General features: G+C 40.3%; 14 protein-coding genes. 4 read left to right on the top strand and 10 right to left on the bottom strand.

The genetic code is table 11. The annotated features are described in order from the left end of the window. Positions 1-190 precede the first annotated feature (190 nt). The gene (locus QTN47_RS25945) at positions 191-2221 is read right to left on the bottom strand and encodes a discoidin domain-containing protein (protein ID WP_369332369.1); all 2031 of its coding nucleotides are present in this window, start codon (positions 2219-2221) and stop codon (positions 191-193) included. A 1034-nt stretch (positions 2222-3255) separates the two neighbouring features. Next, on the bottom strand, positions 3256-5454 hold the full coding sequence (locus QTN47_RS25940) for a hypothetical protein (RefSeq protein ID WP_369332368.1): 2199 nt from the start codon (positions 5452-5454) through the stop codon (positions 3256-3258). A gap of 442 nt (positions 5455-5896) precedes the next feature. On the opposite strand from QTN47_RS25940, the gene QTN47_RS25935 reads away from it, so the two are divergent. Continuing rightward, positions 5897-6517 carry a putative outer membrane beta-barrel protein gene (locus QTN47_RS25935; RefSeq protein WP_369332367.1) on the top strand — a complete coding sequence of 207 codons (621 nt, stop codon included), beginning with the start codon at positions 5897-5899 and terminating at the stop codon, positions 6515-6517. Positions 6518-7429: 912 nt separating this feature from the next. On the opposite strand, the gene QTN47_RS25930 is transcribed toward QTN47_RS25935, so the two are convergent. Continuing rightward, a complete protein-coding gene (locus QTN47_RS25930) occupies positions 7430-7612 on the bottom strand; it encodes a hypothetical protein (RefSeq protein WP_369332366.1) in 183 nt (60 codons plus the stop codon). A gap of 266 nt (positions 7613-7878) precedes the next feature. Between QTN47_RS25930 and QTN47_RS25925 the strand changes: the two genes are divergently transcribed. Together QTN47_RS25925 and QTN47_RS25920 are read left to right on the top strand one after the other, a co-directional pair. Further along, a complete protein-coding gene (locus QTN47_RS25925; protein ID WP_369332365.1) occupies positions 7879-8712 on the top strand; it encodes an HpcH/HpaI aldolase family protein in 834 nt (277 codons plus the stop codon). Positions 8713-9020: 308 nt separating this feature from the next. Beyond that, on the top strand, positions 9021-11459 hold the full coding sequence (locus QTN47_RS25920; RefSeq protein WP_369332364.1) for a hypothetical protein: 2439 nt from the start codon (positions 9021-9023) through the stop codon (positions 11457-11459). 163 nt (positions 11460-11622) lie between these two features. Here QTN47_RS25920 and QTN47_RS27995 read toward each other — a convergent pair whose 3' ends face one another. From QTN47_RS27995 to QTN47_RS25895, 5 genes are all read right to left on the bottom strand, one after another. Then, positions 11623-11829 carry a hypothetical protein gene (locus QTN47_RS27995; RefSeq protein ID WP_439100199.1) on the bottom strand — a complete coding sequence of 69 codons (207 nt, stop codon included), beginning with the start codon at positions 11827-11829 and terminating at the stop codon, positions 11623-11625. A 160-nt stretch (positions 11830-11989) separates the two neighbouring features. Then, entirely contained in the window at positions 11990-13822 is a 1833-nt protein-coding gene (locus tag QTN47_RS25910) for an ABC transporter ATP-binding protein (protein ID WP_369332363.1), read from the bottom strand. Positions 13823-14038: 216 nt separating this feature from the next. Further along, positions 14039-14992: a TolB family protein gene (locus tag QTN47_RS25905; protein ID WP_369332362.1), complete on the bottom strand. Its 954-nt coding sequence runs from the start codon at positions 14990-14992 to the stop codon at positions 14039-14041. A 393-nt stretch (positions 14993-15385) separates the two neighbouring features. Further along, positions 15386-15730, bottom strand: coding sequence for a hypothetical protein (locus QTN47_RS25900; protein WP_369332361.1), 345 nt, complete (start codon positions 15728-15730; stop codon positions 15386-15388). A gap of 588 nt (positions 15731-16318) precedes the next feature. After that, on the bottom strand, positions 16319-17602 hold the full coding sequence (locus QTN47_RS25895; RefSeq protein ID WP_369332360.1) for a hypothetical protein: 1284 nt from the start codon (positions 17600-17602) through the stop codon (positions 16319-16321). Between the two features lie 817 nt (positions 17603-18419). Between QTN47_RS25895 and QTN47_RS25890 the strand changes: the two genes are divergently transcribed. Further along, entirely contained in the window at positions 18420-19055 is a 636-nt protein-coding gene (locus QTN47_RS25890) for an endonuclease III domain-containing protein (RefSeq protein WP_369332359.1), read from the top strand. 347 nt (positions 19056-19402) lie between these two features. On the opposite strand, the gene QTN47_RS25885 is transcribed toward QTN47_RS25890, so the two are convergent. Next, positions 19403-20089 (bottom strand): hypothetical protein, encoded by a 687-nt coding sequence (locus QTN47_RS25885; RefSeq protein WP_369332358.1) that lies wholly within the window; start codon positions 20087-20089, stop codon positions 19403-19405. 241 nt (positions 20090-20330) lie between these two features. After that, positions 20331-20540, bottom strand: a complete 210-nt coding sequence (locus tag QTN47_RS25880; RefSeq protein ID WP_369332357.1) for a hypothetical protein — start codon at positions 20538-20540, stop codon at positions 20331-20333. Between the last annotated feature and the right edge of the window lie 424 nt (positions 20541-20964).

The raw sequence follows: 20964 nt of genomic DNA, 5'->3' as shown, positions 1-20964 counted from the left end.
GATTAATCCAAGTACAAATTGTTTCGGATAGCACCTATTTTCTGATAGTAAATTTTGACAAATAAAAAGTGAGGTTTATCAACTTTATTTTTTTAAGAAAGGAACATGGAAGCTTATCGCAACAAAGGTCGGAGATGAATCCACAGAAATATCTTTTACAAATGTTCCGGCTAATGCTTTATGGCAAATATTACCACCAAATTTGCTTACCGTTTTTATATGTAAAAATTCGCTCTTCCATCCCTTTCGACAGATTTTTTAATAATAATAAAGAATTGCATGGCACATTGCGGTATTCCAAAACTTGTTTAGTTGCAATTTGTTTACCTAAAGAAACCCATCCATCAAAATCCCAATAAAAAAATTCGTATAATTGTCCAATAGCAATTGTGTTATCATCATTCCGAGGTAAGTAACGTATTCTATTTATTTTTCTAGGCTTTCCCAAATCTAGCCCAACCCAAGCCCCATTACGTTGATTTGCATCAACAAATGAAAGAACATTGCCATCAAATGCTTTGTCAATTGTACAAGATGGATCATTAAGATATGAACCTGGAGTTCCTATAATACAACCTTTCATGAGTTCAAGTTCCTTCCCTGATTGCCCCCAGAACTCAAGCTCTGCAATATTACAACGACTACTATCTGGAGATAAATATCTGACATATCGAAAAAATTTGGGAAAATTAACAGGTATATCTTGATAATAAAGAGGTGGGTGAGTTAAAATTGTATGTAATAATTCTGCATCCGAAAAATCAGAGCGATTAGCCCCTTCAAATCTCCCTCCCTTCATTCGCTTCGTATATTTAGCATCCATTAACAAGGGGTGTTTGCGAAAAAGTTTTACTAATTTTCTACTATGCATATCAGGAGAAAGAAAACTTAACCTTCCGTCGCTTGACAACAAAAGAGGGTAATTAGCCGGATAATATTTATTATTATAAAAAAAAGCAGGAAGATAAACTGCGCCCTTGCCAACGTTTTTAAAGAATACTGAGTTGTTTTCAATATTTGCAAACTGTATGGGTGTCCACTTTTGATTATCAAACACACATAGATAAGCAAGTGAAAGATTTGTTGGTGTATTTTTCAATTCTATTTTTAGATCTATTCCTTTAATGTATTCCGAAGTAACATCAATCCAACATTTGTTTTCAAATATTGAAGGAATATTTTCGCTAAGTTTCGTTAATTCTAATAATTCTGGTTGAATTTCAAATGTTCGTCTATACGCTTTAGCCATTATTTGTTCTGGCTTATGTGGTTCTCTGGGATTACTTTCAGTTGCTATAAAAGGAATATATCTACCATTTGTGTCTCTTACTGCATTCCACTCATGCCCCATACTACGATTTGGCCATTGGAGTGTAAAATCCTGAACCACTGGAATACCTAATCCTCGCATTGTAAAAATCCCCAAAGCAGTTCTCTGTTTACAAGTTCCTGTCAAAGCAGCCCTTAACATGCTATAATTCATTGATGGCAGTGTTGTTATAGAAAAAGAACTTTCCCACTCCTTAATAAGCTTTGTATTGACTATGATACATGCTTCTACTGCATCAATGTTTGGAATTTCTTTTATTGAATCAATTATTTTTCCATACTCACTAAGTATACTGTCACGCCAATATTCTAATGGTTCTGTATCTAATCGGTATGGCAATATTTCTTCACAGAATATATCAAATGGCAGATTCTTATTCCATGGCAAATCTTTTACTTCAAATGCCCTGTCAATATTATTGATGAGAAAATTTGCTTTGATGCATTTTAAATCCTCAAGATGTTTTTGGGGGTTAGTCAAATTATATAAATTAACTAATGAATCAAATTTTTGTTTTTTATCCGCAATTCCAATAGCTAATAAATTATTCCAGTTTTTAAATAATTCAAAATATTCTCCCCCCGCCCTATCATCTTCTGAATATTTTCCATCCATGTTTTTTATTAAGAAGATGGCAGCCCTCAACTTCAAGCTATCTTCCAACTTATTGTAATGAGACAATACTTGTTCTAATTGAGATCTATTTTTTCCAGCTTTCTTTAAAACAAAATTCAATTTTTCATCATGAAATGATTCTTTATTAGTAGAAACTAAATAAATCAAAATCAGTATGAAAAAAAGGGCAGAAAATATAAGCAGAACTTCTCTTTTTTTTATCAAAATCATTTTTGAGAACAGTTTTTGTTTTTCCTTTCCGTAAAAGCTGGTCATATAAATACAAGCTTTTACTTTATTGTAGATATAGAGAAACGATAAAATCCTGCGAACAGATTTGAACGTCTTTATCTACATTCATTTCAAATTCATCATTATATATTCAGAATATTCCAGATTAAATGTACCATCGCTATTTTTGATGGTCTTTACAAGCATCACTTAACATAGGAGTGTATTTCAGGAAGGCTAAACAAATTTATCAATGAGATAAACTTCGTAAGGTATTAATCTTGATTCGAATATAGGAAATAATTTTAATACAAAAATTTCAAAAATTATGCTCATACTAAATACGATGATGATTACATTACAGTCTGCCAGATTTATAGCCCTATTCCTTTTTTTTGCTCATTTTCCGGCGGGGTTTTAGCCCCTAATGGCCCCTTGTAATTTCCTGCACTTTTGTTTGATCCATTCAAAAGATATCTATGCCATCTACACATATTGACTTTCCCTTTTGTTTCGGATCATTTTGGATTTGCACTATAGAGCTTTCTATTTCAACATGCTGATGATGTTCAGGGGAATACAACCTGCCTGTAAAAGTTATTGGTTTGAAGCTGAGGATTTTTTGGGTTAACTCATCGCCAAACCCAACTGCTTTACAAATATTTTCCATCCGCAATAACTCACGTATATGCGGGAATTTCGCATGCAGATTTTAGTTCACGGCATAATTTATCAGTTATTTTTTCATGCTCAGCCTTGGTGTGGCGTATTTGTTCCTAAAGTTGCCCGCCGGTTTTATGGAGCTTCTCATTATTTGTTTCTAACTGGTCTATTTTCAGGCTCTGGCGCATCTGTTCCGAAGGATCACACGTGTCTACTAATTTCAAGCCGATTGCTCCGGTGATAGTGAGGCAACATATCCTAAAAAATCAATGGCTTCAATTACCAGGACACTTCTCTCCTAAATAAATTTTGCCTTCACCTGTCCCGATACAATCGGGAGTGAATTAATAGACACGAATGACCGGCGGAGCTCACCACTCGTGCCAGAAGCGCAATATATTTCAATCCTTAATTTTTTATTTCGGAAGCAAAAAACCCAATTCGAAGCTTGCTCTAATACCATGGAGTAGCGCTTTTAAAAAGTAAAAACTAACAATGCGTGTAGGATCCCGTTTATAATCAATCTTTCCGGTACGCTTTGCAACATCTAAACTCTTATCCTTGTTTTTTGGAATAATAAAATGTTTTAAAAAAAATGTCGGCACCCTGGCCACCTCTTTACTTTTTGGCTTCAACCTGTCTATTAACAAATCATGATATTCTCCTATGATCTCACCGGTCGCTTTTTCTTCTGTTGCAGTGAAATGAAATTCAAGGAAGTTGAGCATGCCTGATTCAATATGAAACCTGCCAAGATTTTCAGCCGAAGGATTTAGTTTGGGAAGATCCAGATTTTTGATGACGCCTTTTATGGAATAAGTATCTTCTCGTAATGGTGCGCGGATCGATGCTTCTATTAAGCCTGCATTCATTATTGAACCCTCTACATGCGTATCCGAATAACGGGGATCACTTTTATAAGGATGATTGAGCATGGGAGACATCGAAATATTTACCTTGTCTATTTTCAAATATCCAGCCTGGTCTCCGACCTTCGGAAATTCTTCCGACAGCACGGACGCATTATTTATTTTAAATGTGTTCACACGAACTTCCACAGGTATTTCCTTCAAATATCCGTTTGGCATTGGTTGTTCCTTTAATTGTCGGGGCAATCTCCTGTCCCTGAAAAAATAGAAGTTGCTGTTGTCAATTGCCATTTCGTCTGCTACAAGCTTTTTATTCAACAACTGTTTGAAGTTTAATTTCGAAATTTCTATACGGGGAATTACCGCTTCTATGTAATCAGCCTGACGTCCCAACTTTTTACCAAATTCAAACTTCGGATATTGTGTGGCAACCGTCAGGTGATCTATGTGCAGCAATTCTTTTTTGCTATCTGCGGTTACGCTTTTAATATGCACAGTGCGATAAGAACGGGGAATGGAATAATTAATGTCAGATAACCTGCATTCGATGGTTGAATAATTAAGTTTGTTGTTGATAGACTTTGTCAGGCTATCAACCGCTATTTTATCGATCGTAAATTGACCCGGGTTTGAATGCAGCTTGATATTTGATTCTGCAATTACCAAATGATTGATTGAAAAATTGGCGAGATTTGCCGAATCAAAAAACTTCTTAGCTGTTTTTACTTCATCTTTCGAAAGATCTCCACATTCAATGACAGCGTGTGCAACCGTAAAAGAATCTATTCTTATTTCAACGGGAAGTTGTCTCAAGTTTAAAACAGGAAACGTCGTATTTCCTGAATCCCTTTGATTTGCTTCTTCTTTAAAAATATTTACACGATTATCATTAATAACTATTTTGCCAGCGATCAATTTCTTATTGAATAATCCAATAACATCAAATTCGGAAATGTCTATGCGCCGAAAAAATGCTATGTTATTATGATCAGACGGGAGTTCTTTTTCTCCATGAGTAATTGCCAAAGAGTCTATTCGTAAAATGCTGCGCCTGCTATCGAGCAATAATTGTTTTATCTCGAGGGTTTGATGAGATTGGGGCGCTTCGTAATTAATATCCTCCAACGTGCATTGAACGGCCCCCAAATGAAACCCGTTCTCCGCAAACGATCCTTTTGAATTATCCTTCTCTATTTCGTCGCTAATTATCTTACCCTTCAGCAACAACTTGTTTTGCTCATTTGTTTTTAGCCACAGATTGCCTTCTGATATTTCAAAATGGTCAACTGATATATTTTTAAAAGGCATGCGAGCTGATAATTCATGTTGGAGCAAATTTGTTTTATCAAAAAGGGACGGGTCGAGTTTGATATCACCCTTTTCGAGTTGAAGTTTGTTTATGACCAGTTTTTTATTAAATACAACCTTTAAAAAATCTATTCCAGTAAAATCTGCTTTTGAAAAACTAAAAACATGTTGACGATAGTGGTCACCGGTATCAGGTTGAAGTCTTATTGACAGATTTTTTATAGAGAGTGTAGAAGAAAAAAAATCAGCTTCCAGAGACAAATAGCTGACGTTTGCAACGGGGAAAAGCTTTTGAAGATTTTCTTTCACCTTGCTTTCCACTATGGCATTTAAAACAGGTTGAGCGATGAGTAAAATAAAAGTTATGCCGGCAACAAAAAATATTACCATTCTCCACTTTCGCCATCCCGGCTTTTTATCCTTTACTTCATCTGACATGGTACAACCTGTGTCTCCAAAATCATTCCACTTCAGTTAACATGTCTTTGGAGCATTGCTGCAGTTATAACTCACTGTGTAAAATCCTACTCGATTGCTACAAATTATGCACAAAGCTATATTGCCAACTGCCGATAATCATGGCAGTGATAATTTTTACAATCTTGTGACAAGTTTTTTTCAGCCCGACACCTGCGATTCCGGGCTTGACAATACCAATCGGATTTTGTTTTCCTGTTATGGCTCTGCTGGTATAATAATTGGGCGACTAAAAGAAATATTAAACATCATTGTGCAGAATGGACCATTTTTAAACCCCGTGTGCGAGAAAGAAAAAGGCAGCGATCGAGCGCCAGATCATTATCCATTTTTGTGATTATTAAATCATTGGCATATAGTCGCTGGTCTTTCAATTTAATATTTCATAACGAAAATCTGAGCCATGAAAAAGTTAGTTTTTATAGCTGCTGTCACCGCTTTATCACTTTCGGTGAAAGCCCAGGATTCTTCAGGAACCCAAACAGAGCAGCTCGCCCACAGAAATTCACCTGATAACAGAACGTTTATTTGGAGCTTAGGTGTAGAACCTTCGATGCCCATAGGGCATTTTCATGATTATTCCAATTTTGGTCTTGGTGGTTCACTCCAGGGAGAATACAGACCGGGAAAAAGGGTAGGTATTACAGCCAATGCCGGCTACATCGATTATTTCGGGAAAACTGTTGACACAATCAGTTACGCAAATTTCAAATATTGGCCAGTAATGGGAGGACTTAAACTCTACATGTCTGACAGGTCTTATATTCACGGACAGGCTGGTGCTGGCTTCGGTGAAAAAGGATTGGGTACCAGTTTTTGGTATGGTGCCGGTATAGGATGCGGTATAGGCAAGGCTATAGATGTTGAACTCAGGTATATGGGATGGAAGCAGAATGAGATTCCTTCGAACCATGGAACTACTGGTGGATACTACGGAAATGGACCAGGAACCACCGGGGGAACCGGGGGCGGATATGGAGGTCATTATTCAACAATCGGGCTTCGCCTGGCCGTTAAATTCTGAGGTATAAATCTCCAATAGTTGTAATGAATTGCCTTCGTCGGATAACACATTTCGCGGGCAATTCATTTTTTATGTCGCCCATCTTTTAACTATTCTTTAAATGCACATGCACAGGCAAAAAAGTGATTCGCGGATTTATTGCAGCAAAAGTGTAACAGAATCAGCAGTGTTGATAACTATTTGTTGCGTATTTATGCTAACATACCTGTTTCAAAAAAAGAGTAGTGAGCTTTAAGCCTGACAACTTTCAATGAAGTCAGCTTTTTTTCTCCGCGAAGACTTTGTGAAGAAAAAACACCCGTTCATCTATATATACCACTTCCAAATCAAACATGATAAAAGGAAGAATATCGTCTGGCGCGTGTGTTCCGAAGGATCACACGTGTCTACTAATTCCAAGCCGATTGCGTCGGCGATAGGGAGACAACATATCATTAAAAAGCAATGATTTCAATTGCCGGGACATTTCTTTCCTGAATAAATTTTGCCTTCACCTGTCCCGATGCAATCGGGAGTGGATTGATAGACACGAGTGACCGGCGCAGCCGAACACTCGCGCCATAAGCGCAACACCTTATGAACAAGAATCACTAATTGCGAGGGTGACCGAAGCGAAGTTTTTTGAACCATATAAGACATGTAAGGGCGTACAAGAAGTTGCGACCGAGGATCGACGAGAACAGCATACAGTTACTCAACCAGTTTGAAACTTCACCATCCACTAGTCACATAAAAGCATATAAGGACATTTAAGAGATGCTTCGCATTGGGCGACGCCACTTCAATCATAGAAATTATTATCATCTCAGGCTCTGGCGCGTGTGTTCCGAAGGATCACACGTGTCTACTAATTCCAAGCCGATTGCATCGGCGATAGGGAGACAACATATCATTAAAAAGCAATGATTTCAATTACCGCGACATTTTTTTCCTGAATAAATTTGGCTTCACCTGTCCCGATGCAATCGGGCGTGGATTGATAGACACCAGGTGACCGGCAAAGCCGAACACTCGCGCCAGAAGCAAGGCTTTGCAGAAAAATTCGCGCCGCTGAGGCTGAGTGGAGAATGGAACAACATTTTCTTTTATCTTCATCGGGATAATTGCTTGTGTTCTCAAAAATCAGACAACAAAGAAGGATGGATTCCCGATCCGTTTAAGGTAGGAAGACCACGACTGACTTGCGAAGTTCGTAGCGAACCCTTCCATGTCACCATCTATTGTTTTGAAGATCACCAAACCAGAACAATACATCGCTTCACCTTCTGGATCCCTGAGCAACCAAGCTAATTTCAAGATCTAAACAAAACACCATTCTATAAAACGGAAGCGTTGTCTTCCCCAAAAAAAGGAGAAAAAAAATGATAGGCAATGAATTCAGAAACGCCCTTCGCTCAGGAAAAACAGTTTATGGAACCCTGATTTCATCGACTTCACCAAAGCTGTTTGATACAACGGTCAGCATGGGACTCGATTTTATTTTTCTTTGCAACGAGCACGTGCTTTACAACCAGGACTCTTTAGGTTGGATGTGCCGTGCGTACAAGGCTGCGGGACTCAATCCGGTGGTTCGTATCCTCAGTCCGGACCCATACCTGGCAACACAGGCACTTGATGCAGGGGCCGGCGCTATTCTGGTACCCTATGTTGAAGACATCGAAGATGTTTATGACCTGATTGGTGCAGTGAAATATCGTCCGTTAAAAGGGAAAAAGCTGAAAAAGTTGCTTTATGGTGAGGAAAAGCCAACGGACGAGCTGAAAGCTTATCTGAAAAACCATAACCGGAACAACACGCTCCTGATCAATATTGAAAGTCAGGCAGGGGCAGCTAACCTTGATGAATTTCTTGCCATACAGACCTTTGACGGGCCGGGCGTTGATGGCATTGTGCTGGGCCCGCACGATTTATCCGTGTCCTACGAAATGCCCGAAAAGTACCGTTCCGAAGAATTTCTCAAGCTAAGTTGCGAAATCATTACAAAAGCCAGGGCTCGTGGGGTGGCAGCAGGCGGCCACAACGGTGCGCGCGGAAATCTTGATCTTCTGGCAACATGGGCAAAGGCTGGTGCCAATATCATCCTGAACAGCTCTGACATGTTTCTTTTTGCCGATAGACTACAGGACGAAATGAACGTCATCCGGCAAATAAAAGGCGAAAAGGCAAGCTCGGCGCAAGAGAGCATTAGTATTTGACAAATCAATGTCGTTTAGTTAAGCAGGCATCTTCAACTTTGGGAGATGTCGCCTATCGTTGACATGACGATCCTGGCTTATCAGAAAAATTAATCAAAGCAGCATTAACAACGAGTATATAATAATTTGGAAGTCTGCAGCCGCATCGTCACCTCGACGACAGGAGAAGTCTCCCTAATATTGAACTGCTCGTGACATTTTATAAGCGCTTGATATCATTAACTGTTAACTAAACGACATTGATTTGACAAACATGCTTCCAATCTCAAGATGAATTTTTTGGTTTTGCAATTTTATACCCAACCAACATGAAAAAAACAATAACATTAGCCTTCCTTTTGTTTCTACTTTCGTCCTTGCATATAGCTTATGCCCAAAAAGCGGATTTGTCAAAAGCACAAATTATCTGCCCTGAAAAAAACGACCCGGTGGTTTTAAAAGCCGTGACTGTTCTCCGGGAAGAAATCAACAAAAGAACCCAGATTCAACTTCCTGTTTTACAAGCATGGCCGAAAAAGCCGGCCGCAACCAATATTATTATTGGCCTGGAAAACAACCTGCAATCTATCCCCGCCAAATATTTGTCAGAGTTGGCAACACTGGACGCTCCCGGGAAAGACGGGTTCAGGCTGCTGGCGTTCGATGGAAGCAACACTATTTTAGTAGCAGGACATGATTCGCGTGGTGTTTTATTTGGCATCGGGAAGTTGTTGAAAAGCATGGAAATGGAGCCTAACAAGCTATTGGTTTCTGCCGGCCTGCGAATGTCATCAACGCCCAAATATCCGATTCGCGGGCATCAGTTGGGATACCGGCCCAAAACAAACGCCTACGATGCCTGGACTGTGGCGCAATACGATAGCTATATCCGTGATCTGGCCATTTTCGGCGCCAACAGCATCGAGATTTTGCCTCCACGCACCGACGATGATTCCACCAGTGTTCACATGAAATTGCCTGCCATTAAAATGATTGCTGAGCAGTCCCGCATTTGTAAAGAATACGGGCTGGATGTTTGGATGTGGTACCCCAACATGGGAAGTAATTATACAGCACCTGATTCCATCAAAAAGGAACTGGATGAGCGCGAACAGGTTTTTAAAGTATTGCCAAAACTGGATGCTTTATTTGTTCCCGGTGGCGACCCGGGTGACCTCGACCCCGATACGCTTTTCAGTTGGCTTGAAAAAGAGGCTGTCGTTCTGAAAAAATATCATCCGAATGCAAAAATTTGGGTATCACCCCAGGTTTTCAAGCCATCGGCTGAGTGGTACGGTAAATTTTACAAACATGTGAACGACGGGTACGACTGGTTGGGCGGAATTGTATATGGCCCCTGGATCAGAACCCCGCTGCCGGAAGTTAAAAAGTTGATCAAACCGAATATTCCCATCCGCTTGTATCCGGACATTACGCACAGTCTCAGTTGTCAGTACCCGGTTCCGGATTGGGATATTGCCTATGCTATGACCCTTGGCCGCGAATGCATCAACCCTCGTCCCGAAGATGAAAAATACATCCATAATTTCTACGCAAACCTGGCGCAGGGAAGCATCAGTTATTCGGAAGGGACCAATGATGATGTCAACAAATTTGTATGGACTTCGCAGGATTGGGATCCCTCGGTGGCGGTTATCGACAATCTGAGAGATTATGCACGTTATTTTATCGGCCCTCAATATACCGAAGGCGTTGCGCAGGGTTTACTGGCATTAGAACGAAACTTACGGGGTCCGCTTTTAGCAAATGACCAGGTGCAGCGGACTTTACAACAGTGGCAGGAAATGGAGAGAAATGCTCCGGTATGGGTTATGAGCAATCCACGTTTCCAAAGCGGGCTTATCCGTGCTTATTTTGATGCTTATACCCAACGCCGGCTGATCTATGAAATAAGCCTGGAACGTGAGGCGCGCAACACGCTGGAAAATGCCAAAACACTGGGCGTTAAACAGACGATCAGCGAGGCCAGGAAAACGTTGAGCCTGGCGCACGAGAAACCGGTATCGCAGGAATTGAAAGCCCGTTGCTATGCACTGGCCGACTCGCTGTTCCGCAGCTTCGGGTCGCAACTAACAGTGGAAAAACACCACGCCATGCCGGGCCGCGGTAACTTTATCGACAACATCGACATACCCATCAATGATGCCCTGTGGATTTTCAGCCAACTTTCTAAAATTGAAAAACTTTCTACTGAAGATGAGCAACTGAAGGCAATTCACGACATGCTTCACCGTACCGATCCGGGCCCCGGCGGGTTTTACGATGACTTCGGTAGTCCTTCGGCATGGAAGCACATCAAGCCTCAGAAAACATGGGCAGAAGACCCGGGAAGCCTGGAATCTCCGCGCGTAAGCTTTGGCGTGGGACTGGTTGGCAAAGATTGGGTGCACGAAATTGTTGCAAAGGGCTTTGAAGGTGAAGCAACACCACTTGCCTGGATGAACCAGATTAATACCCTTTATGATACACCCCTGGTAATTGGCTATGATAACCTTGACAAGGATGCTGAATACACCCTGCGTATAGCCTACACGGGCCGGTTCCGCTCCAGTGTGAAACTGGAGGCCGACGGAGTGTTGATTCACAATTATACACGAATGGGAACCAGGCCGATGTATGAATTCCAACTGCCCAAAGAAGTAACCAAAGATGGCAAAGTTACCTTTAGCTGGGTCAGCGGGAAGGAAGACAGCGGCGAAGGGGAACGCGGTTCACAGGTGGCTGAAATATGGCTGATTAAGAAATAAGCCGCGTTGTGGAAGCAGTGAAACACGAACACTAACGACACGACGGGGCACGAAGGATTGCAGCGAATTAATTAAAAAGGGCGCTAATGCGCTAAAGAACACAAGGCCTTATTTTTTTGCAACCTTCTAAATTTATGGTCATGTATCCGATGGTTTGCAAGCCTTAAGCATGAAGCCCGTTTTTATCCAAAAAGAAGTCAGCTGAAATACTCGTATTGCCATCCTGTTGCAGGTCTTTTTTATTGCCGATATTTTTTGATTTTTTATTTTGTAGCAGGTTGAGGGCAATGCTGTTGATGACAGAAAAATTTTGGGCAGCATTGACGGCTATTTTACGACTGCAATCTTCATGGAGATTTACATCTGCCATCCAGTGCCGTTTATTTTCAATTCATAATAAAAGCAAAAACCGCTCGAACATATTTCAAACGGTTTTTGCTTTTATTGATTATCAGTTATTGTTGTCCGGGAAAGATAGGGTATCGTTTTTCTTTGACTAAAGTTGTCTTTGCAGAGGTTTATAAAGATTATCACTGATACCCCATTGCCTGCAGGCTGAACAACTCTGCATACCTGCCTCCCCTGGCTAAAAGTTCTTCATGACTACCAATCTCTGCGATTTGACCTCTATCCAGCACAATAATGCGATCCGCCATCCTTACGGTTGAAAAGCGGTGCGAAATAAGTACGGCCATCTTGCCTTTGGTTAAATCTGTAAAGCGTTCAAAAACCTGGAACTCAGCGCGCGCATCTAACGCTGAAGTTGGTTCATCTAGAATAATAAGTTGCGCATCGCGCATATACGCCCTTGCGATCGCTACCTTCTGCCATTCGCCACCGGACAACTCTACACCTTCCGCGAAACGTTTGCCCAGCATCTGTTTGTAGCCGCGCGGCAACTTTTGCGCCAGTTCGTCTGCCAGGCTTTGCCTTGCAGATGCTTTAATTTGCGCTTCATTATCCTGCTGATCAATATTGCCAGCGGCTATATTTTGCGAGAATGTCATTTGGTAACGCAAAAAATCCTGGAAAATAATGCCAATATGTTGGCGCAATTCTGTCAGATCGTATTCTTTCAGATCTACTCCATCCAATAATATGCGGCCTTCTGTTGGATCATACAAGCGTGCAAGCAATTTAACCAGTGTGCTTTTTCCTGCGCCGTTTTCACCTACCAGCGCCAGCTTCTCCGCCGGGTGCAGGGTAAAGCTTAAATGCCGGTTCGCCCATCGTTCGCTGTGCAGATATTTAAAACCAACGTTCTCAAATGTAAACCCTCGCAAAATGGGATTGGGAAAGGGACGAGGTTTATTTGTATTATGAATTTTTGGTTGTATATCGAAAAATTCAAAAAAATCGTTCAGGTAAATAGCTCCCTGCGATACCGTTGTAAATCTTGCCAATACCCCTTCCAGCAAGCTTTTTAGTTGTCTGAAAGAACCTGCCAAAAAAGTTAGTTCGCCAATCGTTAAAGCGCCTGTTATCGTACGTTCAATAATAAACACATACGCACCATAATAACCAAGGCTTCCCAGCAGCGCAAAGAATGTTCCCCAAATGGAACGCTTGACGGCAATACGTTTATTATCAATATAAAATTTCTCTGACAGCGTTTTAAAACGGTTAATGATAAAGCCCGACAGGCTAAACATCTTGATCTCCTTCGCCGTCTCATCGCTGGCGCCGATATAGCGCAGGTAATCTAACTCGCGCCTTTGCGGCGTTTGTCCACGGGAAAGCGCATAGGTTTGGTCGTTGAAATAAGACTCGCCAAGAAAGGCAGGCAAAATTGCTACAATAAGCAGCAATATCAGCCAGGGATTAAATACCAGCAGGCCGGCTGCTAAAAAGCCCATGGTGATTAAGTCTTGCACCTGGCTCATCACCTGGGACAGTAATACAGTTCTGCCAACGGTTTGCTGTCTCGCCCTTTCAAGTTTGTCATAAAACAGTGCATCTTCAAACTGGTCAAGATCCAGCGCAGCCGCATGCTGCATTATTCTAACTGAAGTGTGGTTAGAAAAAAGGTCGCCCATTAAGCTATCGAGTAGGGAGATAGCGCGCGTTAATCCGTCGGATAATAAAGCTAAACCAAATTCAATAGCCACCAGTACCCATAGATTATATTCCGCACCTCCATCATGTCGGCCGCTGATATGTACAACCTTATCAATGATCAATTTGCCTGTGTAGAGCAATAAAAACGGAATGGCTGCTTTTATAAAGCGCAGGGCAATATTGCCAGCCATCATAGCGGGGTTGGCTTGCCAGACAAGCTTAAAAAATGCCGGCAGGTTCTTTAACGCGCCGAGGCGCTCTTTGAAACTAATTTTTTGCTGGGCTCGTACTCGTTCTTTCTTCATTACGCTTTTAGTTGTGCTGCTGGCAACAAAGTTAGCTATAGCTGTAATTCAGAAACAATGAAATCCTTTGCTACAAAAGTTAGGATGTGGCGCAGGCTGGTAGCGCCCACAGGCCAAGAGACTCAATACTTGTAGGTAGAGTGTTACTTCATCATTTAAGAATCACAACTGTACAAATCCGACTCTTCAGTCATGCGTTTACAAATTCTTTTCTCTTTAATAATTATTGAATGTAAATTGTTTTTTGTGGTTGCCATTTTCGTCCATAAACATTATTACTCCGTGAGATCTGTCAATATTTTGGCTGTCAAATAAAACAAAAGCAATTGTTCCGTCTTTAGAAATCGAATATCCCAGAAACGAGTAATGGACTAACTCTTTAAGATTGGAACCATCGAGATTACATGACCAAACGCCATCATCTTCATAATAGATCTTGTTGTTGTAGTAGTTAGGATGATAGATACCTGTGATTACACTAACATTTTTAGTGAGTTTTCTAACCTTATCACCGTTGGCATTCATTGCATATACATGATCTGAAATGGTGTCGCCACGAACGTGAAGGACGAGGTCCGGATTAATGAAACAGGGTTCGCGACTATAGAGCGTGTCAATGCCTTTATTGCCAATTAATTTTCTGGCGGTTCCATCAGCAGCCATTTTGCAAATCTTAAGGAAGCCGGATGGACCGAATTCGCTTGATTCATAATAAATAGAATCACCTGTGTCATTCCAGGAAGGTTTATAGTTCCCAAATCCATTATTTGTTAACTGTACTATGTGGGACGTATCAAAGTTTTGCCCGTCAAAAGCGATTTTGAAAATATTGGCACCATAATTATAGGCCAGCCATTTACCGTCAGGCGACCATGAAGCATTCTCCAACGCATATGGCAGTGCCCGTTTTAAATTGGTGCCATCTTTATTAATACGCCAAAATCCCAACGAGTCTATGTTGTAGGTATACTCAACGTCTTTGCAATAGCCACGAGGCTTGTGCCTGTTTATCAATGGTACCCAGTTAAAAAACAGAACATTTCCATCAGGATGCCAAACTGGTGAAGAATACGGGGATAAGTATTCCGGCATTGTGCTTATACAATCATTGCAACTTATGCAAGCGGACATTATGGTTAATAAAAAAACGGGTGCAAATAAGTTTTTCAAAAGTTAGCTTTTAAGGATGACCGGCGTTATGAAATATCAACTAAAAATACGCTCCTTGTTGCAAGACTATTTCTTAATTAAAATTGCTTTAACAAAAGGGCTTGCTTTTTATCCCCAAAGTCAACACCAGAGCCCTGCTGTGCAGGCATTGGGACTTTGCGTTTAGGAAAACAAATAAATTCGTTAGGCATCACACGATAATCTAACAGCTATCCCGTTAGATTAAGATACTGCAACTCTATATAATAGGCTACTGCGTATTACATGCACTTGCGAAAGTGACTCTTCTCCTATCTCGCAAAGTCCCGGCATTGCGGAAAAGTTCTTGCCACGAAGACTTTGCGGAGAACCAAGATATGATCTTAAATTATTCATTTAGAATTCGCTAATAATTTATTCCTGCGGACGATCAAAATCAATTTGATTGATTTTAGGGTTTCTCGTTGAATATATTACAGTATATTTTTCTCCAATATGACTGGTGTCAAATTGTGAGTCTCCAAATTTCTTTAACATTGAAAAATCTTTGTACTTTTTTCCATCAACCAAATAATAATAATCCACGTGAGAATGCCCTTTTGCATCCGATCCATATTTATAAATAATCCCAATTGTCTCTCCAGGATATTTTTTTAATTCTTCCTTCTCATCATTTCCTGCTTTATATGTACATATAGACAAGATGATCGCTGCAGTTACTAATAATGGAATGGTCCAATTACTTTGTTTAGATTTCACTATTTATCTTTTTTTCGATCCGGATAATTTTTTTCTCCGAAAAGTCTTCGAAATTAAATCTTATTTACAGGAGTTTCTGCGCAAAGTCTCTATCAAGGGCATTGTGTGTATGCATGGTAGGGGAACACATAAATTCGTTAGGCGTCACCCGATAACATAAAGGTTATACAGTTAAATTAACATCTTCCAACTCTATATAATTGGCTACTGCATATTAGATGTACTTGCGAAAGTGAGTATCCTCCTATCTCGCAAAGTCCCTACCCAACGCACAGGGCCCGGAATGAGATATGCGAAAAAAGTTTTGGCTGTGGAGACTTTGTACTGAAGCGAAGCTCATTAGCCATCAGACAAATGACGCTGCGAATTCGTTTACCGCCAAGGTCTAAAAAATAATCTGTGGGATTGTATAATGAAGCCGACTATGAAGGAAAATGACGGGTAGAGAAAAGTTGATTGAACTTATCTAAAAGAGATTCGAATGAATGCATCTGCCGAAGATGACGTGAAAACTAATTGATCGGCAATATTAAACCGTATACTCCATCTTTTCAACTCTTCGGCAGAAACATTCTATTTTATATAACATTAATTTGCGTCATCGGCAGCAGGATTTGCATTTACAAGGTCTAACGCTTCTTTCATATAAATCTCAGCAGTTTGCTCACCGAGGCTTGTTCTGCTAACATATTCATACCTCTTAAAACTATCAAAATCAACTTTGGAAAGCATATATCCGAAAGCATCATTAGTAAGACCAAACAAAAATGGTTGTTTTGTATGCATGTGACGCTTAACATAGTATCCAACGTTTGGCAATGCTTCTCCTGGAATTGTTAGAACTTGTGCAGTTCCAATATTCAGCAGATTAATACGTGTAGAAACTGCATCCGTTTTCATATCTGGTGATTTAAGCGGTGTGCTCGCCAGAATGTATTGCATTAATTTTGATTCTACCGGGAATGTAACTTTTTTAGAAAAACATGAAAGGGTTGGATTTGTTTGTTCTTTCGCATCGCTTACAATTCTCAACGCCTCATCCGCAAGCAATTCTCCAATACGCTTGCATTCTGCATAATCACTTTTCTCCTGCCCATTGTCACTGCGGTTATCGGCGGTAACCATTCCTCCCTGTGCGCTATTCATAAATATTGCAACTCCTCCAACTTTAGATTCGATACGATCGTATAATGGACCGCATAAATCCGGACTAAGAATTCCTCTTTTTGATCCAATAATTTCCGGATGAACTGCGTAATTTACTAACGTAGCTAATACTTTACCTTTTGATTTGCCGGTAATTCCAATAGCCTGAATAACACCGCAACGTGGGTCGTATAATTGTTCAGCGTAATAATTAAATGCAATCTTGCCCTGGGCTTCGCCAACTGCCGTTTTCAACGTAGCAGGTGTCAATTTACTAACGGCTTCATTTACAGCATCGGCAATTTGCTTTGTACACCAGTCGAGCCATTTCAAATCCGCTAAATGTTTGCCATTTTCATCTGCAAATGCATACGCATCAGGAGCGCTATGCGTATGAGTTGCTCCGATCAATACATTTTCAGGAGGAATGCCCTTTATCAATGCTCTGGAGCGGTCGCCGAGAACTGATGTCCAACCAAGATTATCGATACCAACGATGGCAACCCGTACGCCTCCTTTTTCAAGTACCATAGCCCGAACAAACAAATCGCCTTGTTTTTGGGTTACAGGTTTGGGGATTCCAACACCACCAGAAACCGGTAATAAAGGTGATGGTGTAATAACTCTAAAAGCGGCACCGGCTTTAAGTTGCTGTGCACTCAATTGTGCAGCACTGAATGCAATTAATGTGATGAAAAATAAAATGCGGCGAGTAACTTTTGACATAGAAAAGCTGTTTATATGTTTAGAGCCTATAATAGAAAAATGATACTCAAATATAACAGTTTAGGCCTTAGAACATCTTTTCAATTTATGGCATAATGGTCAAAAAATGTTTGGCAAATTCTCTCCTAGTTCTTTCTGGCAAAGGGTTGTAAGAAGGCTTAGTGAAAGTGGTTTTATTAAATTTTTTTTCTCAGCGAAATCTTCGAAATTAAATCTTATTACAGGAATTTCTGCGTAAAGTTTCCATAAAGGGACTTGTGTATATGCCTGGGACTTTGCGTTTAGGAGAACAAAATAAATTCGCTGGGCGTCACTCGATAATATAAGGATTATACTGTTAGATTAACATCCCCCAACTCCATATAATTAGTTACAGCATATTAGATACACCTTACGAAAGTGAGTCTCCTCCTATCAAGCAAAGTCCCTACCCAACGCACAAGGCTCGGGAAGGAGATATTGCGGAAAGGCTTTTGGCGCGAAGACCTTGCGGACTACAAAAAACTGGAATGAAGGTGTAGGCCACTATTCTAGTTACATTCTTTGTTGTTGGTGTGCCAGCTCTCATGGCCAACCCGACACACGCAACAAAGGCGGACAGCGTAAATGTGCAACATCAAGGGCGGCAGAAACCTGGACTTTACAGAGAACCAAAAAAAATTATATGAAATTCCTCTAAAAGCTGTCAAAGTATTTATTTTTCCGGCTTTTTGTTTTCGGCTAAATCAAATTAGTTGAAATGATTTCAAATTTCTGGCGAGCTGAGTGTTGAACAAAATATTCCAAATAACCGTACTTTTAACTCCATTAAACACTTATGAAACAGCAAAACATCGACTGGGCGGCTGCGGTAAAGCCGTTAATAAAAAAATATAAAGACACACCTCATCCACTGGAAGCTAAGAATTTGTATGAAATGATGGTGATGGTCGTTCTTTCAGCAAGAAGCAATGACAAGCTGATCAATAGCGTAGCACCGGATTTATTCAAAGAATTCCCAACTATGGCAAGGCTTTCCCAGGCAACACCGGCGGCAATTATACCACATATAACGAAGGTCATCAATCACGGAAACAAGGCTGAATGGCTTAGTAAAATTGCTAAGGCAGTAAAAACAGACAAGGCCATACCATTGACGATGGAAGAATTAGTGAAACTGCCTGGCATTGGCCGTAAATCCGCGAATGTAATAAAGCGTTATGCGGGGGTTGAAGCTGAGGGCATTATGGTTGATCTTCATACGGTGCGTGTATCCAACCGGCTGGGTATTGCTAATTCAGAAGACCCGGTTGTTATTGAAAAACAAATGATGGAAGTATTGCCTAAGAATGAATGGGATGCAGGTATGGCGATGTCGTTCTTAGGTCGTGATATATGCCGGCCTAAGCCTGAATGCCCAGTTTGTTTGATGAAAAAGGATTGCAAATTTTACCAGGAAAATTTTAATAATTAGTCACTCAACGAACTTTTCGCAGGCAACAATAAAACTGGATAACTAGAAATCTGCATTGTTTATTCCTCTAGCATAATAGATACACCTTTGAAAGTGATTCTCCTCCTATCTTACAAAGTCCCTGCCCAACGTAGAAGGCTCGTGAGGAGATATTGGGGAAAATCTTTTGACGCGAAGACCTTGCGGAGTACCCAAAAAATTAAAATGAAGGTGTAGGCCACTATTTTATACTTACATTCTTTGTTGTTGGTGTGCCAGCGCTCATCGCCAACCCGACACACGCAACAACGGCGGACAGCGTAAATTTGCAATACCAACGGCTGAGGAAACATGTCGAACAAGGCAGATCATAATGCTTCAAAAGCTTCTTTGGGAGATGAAAAAAGAGGTTGTATTTGAGGAAGTAATTTTAATAATTTTTCATATTCAATCATATATTCTGAACTATTAAAAGATATAAGTCGTCGATAATGCACTTTGATTATATCATTTAAATCGGGTCGATTGATCAACTTAGCTAAAATTATTCCACGCAAATCCCTTTCAGTTTCAATTCGGCAATGAATACTACTCTTTACTTGATTAATGCTATTGTTGAGAATATTATCTAAGGCAAGCCAATTTGCATATTTCTCATAATAGGGCAACGCGACATCTTCAAAATATTTTATTAGCAATGTAGAACTCTCACTAGCGTCATCCTCAGCAAAACTCCAAATCGTTAATCTGTTGTTACGAAATTTTAACTCATCGGTTGGATTTTCTTTAATGTCCGCTGTGTATCCGCCTATTGTTTGCAAATCATGCAGCTTGGCGCCAATCCGTTGAGTGATCTTTAAGTATTCCTTCTCGATCGGCCCATTAAATATGTCTATAAATGATTCAATTGTCAAACCTGACTTGTTGCTTTTCATATCAAACCTGTCAAAAGGAACCAAAGTATATACTAGTTTAAAATGTTTGACTTTGTCTCTCGTAAACCATTGTGACGAATACGATTTTTCAAACCCAAGCAGATTCATTTTGGGTTCCATTAAATCCATTACTTTTCTTAAAAAGGATCGTTTATTTATCATTATATATATGATGTGAGTGATAATTTTTAGGCTATACGGTTCCAGATATAAACTAACTTAAATTTATTTATCTTCAACACAAAGTCTCCATGGACTTCGCGTTTGTGAGAGCAAACAACTTCGTTAGTTGTCATACGGAAAATACAAAAAGCCTACAAAATGCAGGCTTTTGAAAGATTAAAAATATGCTTGACCAGCTTTACAGTTTCATTTGTTCAGGAGAAACAAGCATTGCTTCCAATAATTCCAGGCCGTGATAAATTTCTGAACCGTCACCTTGGCCATAATCATTAGAAACATAATTCTTCAACAAGTTGATCAAACTTAATTGCATTTCGTAATAGTCGGCGTAGATAGTCGTCTTGCTTAATTCAATTGACATGCCGTCTTTGCCAAATGTTAATGCCATAATGTAAGAATTTTAGGGAATGCAAAGCCCGTGCTTTAGGTGTCCTACGCATTCTTACATGCGCTGGGGGCTTTCGCCACTCCACACCATAGCACGGGCTTTGCAGAAAATTAGTTGTGACTAGCATTATGTAAGAAATTTTAGGAAACGCAAAGCTAAGGATTTGTCAAGGTATGTCAATAAAAAAGCTAGTTAGATGCACTTGCGAAAGCGAGTCCCTCCTATCCCGCAAAGCCCCTACCCAATGAACAGCTCGGGAAGAGATGTTGCTGAAAAGTTCTTGCCGCGAAGGCTTTAAGGAGAGCCGAAAGCTCCAGCGGAGCTTCCTGTTTATAGAAAATCAGGATTTTAGTATCATCAGACTCCAGCGGAGTCTCCGGTAATGATTTACAGGTGGCTCCTAACTTAGCTTAGGCGACCCATT

Origin of the sequence: Danxiaibacter flavus (assembly GCF_041060425.1) — a bacterium.
GTDB lineage: Bacteria > Bacteroidota > Bacteroidia > Chitinophagales > Chitinophagaceae > Danxiaibacter > Danxiaibacter flavus.
Note: the sequence above shows the minus strand (reverse complement) of the source record. Positions and strands in the feature narration are given on the sequence as shown.